5 protein-coding genes are annotated in these 4,287 nt (G+C 42.1%); 1 reads left to right on the plus strand and 4 read right to left on the minus strand.

Features of this window, described 5'->3' with window-relative positions; translation table 11 throughout:
• Nucleotides 1–21: 21 nt before the first annotated feature.
• The 4 genes from VN429_RS01025 to VN429_RS01040 form a co-directional block, all read right to left on the minus strand.
• Nucleotides 22–1,653, minus strand: a complete 1,632-nt coding sequence (locus tag VN429_RS01025) for a CARDB domain-containing protein (RefSeq protein WP_325628838.1) — start codon at nucleotides 1,651–1,653, stop codon at nucleotides 22–24.
• A 90-nt stretch (nucleotides 1,654–1,743) separates the two neighbouring features.
• The gene (locus tag VN429_RS01030; RefSeq protein WP_325628841.1) at nucleotides 1,744–2,253 is read right to left on the minus strand and encodes a tetratricopeptide repeat protein; all 510 of its coding nucleotides are present in this window, start codon (nucleotides 2,251–2,253) and stop codon (nucleotides 1,744–1,746) included.
• Nucleotides 2,254–2,322: 69 nt separating this feature from the next.
• On the minus strand, nucleotides 2,323–3,132 hold the full coding sequence (locus tag VN429_RS01035) for an NAD(+)/NADH kinase (RefSeq protein WP_325628843.1): 810 nt from the start codon (nucleotides 3,130–3,132) through the stop codon (nucleotides 2,323–2,325).
• Nucleotides 3,133–3,137: 5 nt separating this feature from the next.
• The gene (locus VN429_RS01040) at nucleotides 3,138–3,929 is read right to left on the minus strand and encodes a bifunctional fructose-bisphosphatase/inositol-phosphate phosphatase (RefSeq protein WP_325628845.1); all 792 of its coding nucleotides are present in this window, start codon (nucleotides 3,927–3,929) and stop codon (nucleotides 3,138–3,140) included.
• Nucleotides 3,930–3,998: 69 nt separating this feature from the next.
• On the opposite strand from VN429_RS01040, the gene VN429_RS01045 reads away from it, so the two are divergent.
• The coding region (locus VN429_RS01045; protein WP_325628848.1) for a translation initiation factor IF-5A at nucleotides 3,999–4,287 on the plus strand (289 nt) is incomplete at its 3' end.

A 4,287-nucleotide genomic window follows, 5' to 3' on the forward strand; every position in this document is an offset into this window, starting at 1 on the left:
GATAAAAAAAAGGGAAAACCATCAGTTACAAAAAACACATGGACCGAGCGTCAAGATTCCAACATTAATATTATTGGATTTATCTAGTTCTGGCATGCCTTCATCACAATCTGAAATAAATGAACAAGGATCTATGATTGAATAAAGATAGTACTCACCATTAGGCAAATCTGATGGAATGGTCACATATGTTGTGTTTGTTTTCTGTTCTAGTGGGCAGATTGAATCCAATCTCCATACACCCAGGTACATTGCAGTCGCTACATCAAACTTTTGATATGGAGATACATAATATGCAACTGAAACATCTTTAGCACACCCTTTTCCAATGTTGGTGATGGTATCAGTTATTGGAACTGTTTCGCCTATTTGTGCTTTTGGCCATACAGTCCTTATATGTGTCAAATCAGGAATTGGAGATGCAGGATTATATCTAATGTTGATAGGCCGATTGCTAACCCAGATATTATTCTGGGTATTCTTCTCCTGAACTGCCGAGGTGACCGTGATCTTTTTTACCAGGTAATTCAACCCTGCTCTAATGTCTGATGGGACACCAAGAAGTTTCTGTTCTGTGCTGGTTTGGTCAGGGTGAAGACTCATTACCGTTCGCCATCCAAGATGCTTTCCGTTGGTTCCATCTGTGTTCGATGAAAGTAAATATTCGACCCGTACAATATTGGCTTCAGCACCACCGATATTTTTTACTGAGTCCGTTACAGTAAAAGAATCACCGATAAATGCCTCATCTGGCTGTTCAGTGTCCAGAGTGAGAACATCAGGATGTGAATCCTGCTGATTCTGAACAATACCAGTTTTATCACTGATTCCCGGTGAAGAAGTAATCACAATCGGATCTTCATTTAACCAGAATGTGGTTGGAGACCCTTTACCTTTCATCTGGTCTGCAGGAACAAAAGAAGTGAACAGGTAATAGGTGCCGGTTTTTATATCGCTAGGTATTTCCATATTGCCCGTGATTTCCTGTTCTCCTAAAGAAGGAATTTTGGGAAGATTGATCGTCCCCGCTGGGATTAGCGATGACTCAGGTCTGCTCTGTATTGAAAGGAAAAGATTCACAGAACCGGTTCTCTCCGTATTTTTTTCAGTGAGATTAACAATTATTGTTACAGGAACATCGCTACCGACACTTACCAGGGAAGGTACAACAGTTCCTATTCCTTCAATACCAGAACTCTCATTTTTTATCACGTGGATTGGTGTCTTTGACCACTGAATGTTATTAGTAGGATTTTTATCTGATAATATTCCCGTTGGATCAATCCACCTTACCAGGTAGTATGTCCCTTCTGGTGTACCAGAGGGTATTGTGATAGTAGAATTACCATATTTCTGTGCCCCAGCCTTCAGTCCTTCAACATGCCATTCACTAATTAAAACCCGCCCGTTGAGATTTTGATCAGAAGAAAGGAAATATTGGACATCAAATGGGCCCACTGATTCTGATCCATCATTTCTGATGAAGTCCTGCAGGTCATCTGATGTTCCTACAGAAAGTGTTGTCGGGATTACAATTCTGGTTCCTATAATGTTTGCACAAGATATCGTGCAGACAGCATTTATACAAAGACACAATCCGATGAGTAAAATGAACAAAGATAAACAGGAACTATGTTGAATTTCCTTTCCCATAACAACCCTATCTCTGGAAAAACACAAAAATCTTCTGGACAATTGTCATCATAATCCTACGTTTTGCTGAGAAAAAAAGAAATTAGAATTTTACAAACGACGGCGGTATACAAGGAGGAAACCGGCAACCAGCATTGCAAGAATCACCGCTACAGGAGATAGCGGAGACTTGGCTTTATTAAGGCTATTAACGAGCATATCACGATCGGACTTGAATTTCGTCTGACTGGGATCTAACTTAATAGCAATATCATATGCTGCAAGAGCTTCATCATTTTTACCCAGCAGGGCTAAAGCCGTCCCTTTATTATCATATGCTATTGGTGATTCAGGAGCAAGGGCTATAGTCTTGTCCCACGCCTGGATGGCCTGTTCATACTGTTCCATACCAGCATAGGCAAGACCAATATTATACCAGGCATTCGCCGAAAGAGTTGAATCAACTTCAGCTGCCTTTTGCCACGCACCAATAGCCTCAACAAAGGAGGAGTTATCGAAATATGCACTTCCTATCTCAAACCACTCTTCTCCGGACTCTGCATAGGCTGATCCCACCAGAGCGAAGCAGAGTATGATCAGAAGAATAGCCTGATATCTCATCTGCATCCTGATACCAGTAATTGTACGTCAGTTATCATAGTTAATGTTCCTCATCAATACCTGGAACGGTTATAGATGCTTAAGTTTCCTATTGATCTTTTCAAAGAAATTCTGACCTGCATCCACGAATAATGCAGGTTTTGTTGAGCGAATAATATCGATAGTACTCATTTCACCAATGTGGCAAATAATCTGCCCATCAATGACAAGCTTTGCAGGCTTTTCAGCTTCTAGAGTTACTTTTACAGTCCGGGATGAATCAATAAGATGTGGGCGGTTAGAAAGCATAAACGGTGCAAGCGGGACCATAAGAAAACCTTCCACTCTGGGATCTACAATAGGACCTCCTGCACTCATCGCATATGCTGTTGACCCGGTAGGCGTACTAATGAGAAGCCCATCAGCTCTGAACCGCTCAGCAACTACTCCGTTAATGTGGATTAGAAACTTGAGCATCTTGGCTGGTCGGTCAGTGACAATAAGTGCTTCATTCAAGGCATCTCCGATGTATTCCCCATCGATAGAGAGTGAAATCCTCATCCGTGGTTCAGTCTTGATTGGAAGAGAGAAGTGGTCAAAAAACCTGAATGCTACTTCAGGCTCAAGGTCAGCAAGAAATCCAACTTCTCCCCAGTTTACCCCAATAAGCGGAACCTGAACTGGCATGAGTTGTGTCGTCAACAGAATAGTGCCATCGCCCCCAACTACAACCACAAGGTCAGGAGGAGATAATGAATCAAATAACTTTTTTTGTTCTTTATGGAGATTCTCAGGACCTAGTCGCACAGTGTGCCCTAATTTTGTGAGATGGTTGCTAAGATGATTTGCATATTCACGTATTCGGGAATCTTCTATCCGGACAACAATAAGAATTTCCATGAGCCTCACCGAAGGTACTCGATAACTTTTCGGTGTAGATGCCCGTTTGTTGCAATGAGACAGGTCCCGATGGTAACTTCATCAGCAAAGGATATTGGGCGCCCATCAAGATCAGTGACAATTCCACCTGCTTCTTCACAGATCAAAACTCCTGCAGCAGCATCAGTTACCCGGAGGGTTTTTCGAAGATCTACAAATCCATCAATTCTTCCTGCAGCCACATAAGAGATCTCTAGTGCAGACGCCCCAAATTGCCTGAACCTTCGAATCTTCTGCATCAAGTTGAATATCCGATCCTGCTGAAAGTGTTTTCCATATATACTCATGGCACTGGTTTGCAGATCAGATGTCGGAGAAACACTTATCAGATGTCCATTTAGAAATGCACCCTCTCCCTTTTTAGCAGTAAATATCTCTCCGGTAGCAAGATTGTGAACAAAGGCTTGGAGGATATGACCTTCTTCTGCATATGCTATAGAAAGAGCATAAAAAGGGATGCTCATAGTAGCATTGTAAGTCCCATCTACAGGATCAAGGAAAATGGTTCCCTTATCTCCACCAATCGAGATTTTTCCTATCTCCTCACTAATAAGGGTTTTACATAATCCATATTCACGAAGAATAGCAATTATGATATCTTCGGCTACTTTATCAATATATTTGGTGGGGGTCCCATCAGCCCCAATACCAATCACACGCCCTCCTTCCTCTGTCCCGCAGAGAGGAGTGATCGCATTTCTGACTGTTACAGCCATTGAATTACATGCTGAAAAGAAGTCCATGGATATCGCTACCAAGCGTCCCGTTACGGTGTATTTATGTGTGGGTGGCTCGATACATATAATCAGCTTTTAATTAGGTGTTTTATGAAGGAACAGACTGAAGTCGGTAAATTGAAAGAGGGAAAATACATGCTAGTTGAGGATGAGCCTTGTAAGATTCTCTCAATCAGTATATCAAAGCCTGGAAAACATGGCGCAGCAAAGGCACGCCTTGACGTGATGGGGATTTTTGACGGGGTCAAGAGATCTATCGTCCAACCTGTTTCAGCAAAAGTTTATGCTCCAATCGTTGAACGGAAAAACGCTCAGGTCATCACCATCGCCGGCAGCATAGCACAACTCATGGATCTGGCAGATTTTGAAAACTTTGAAC

Origin of the sequence: Methanospirillum sp. (assembly GCF_035560735.1) — an archaeon.
In the GTDB taxonomy this organism is placed as follows: Archaea; Halobacteriota; Methanomicrobia; order Methanomicrobiales; family Methanospirillaceae; genus Methanospirillum.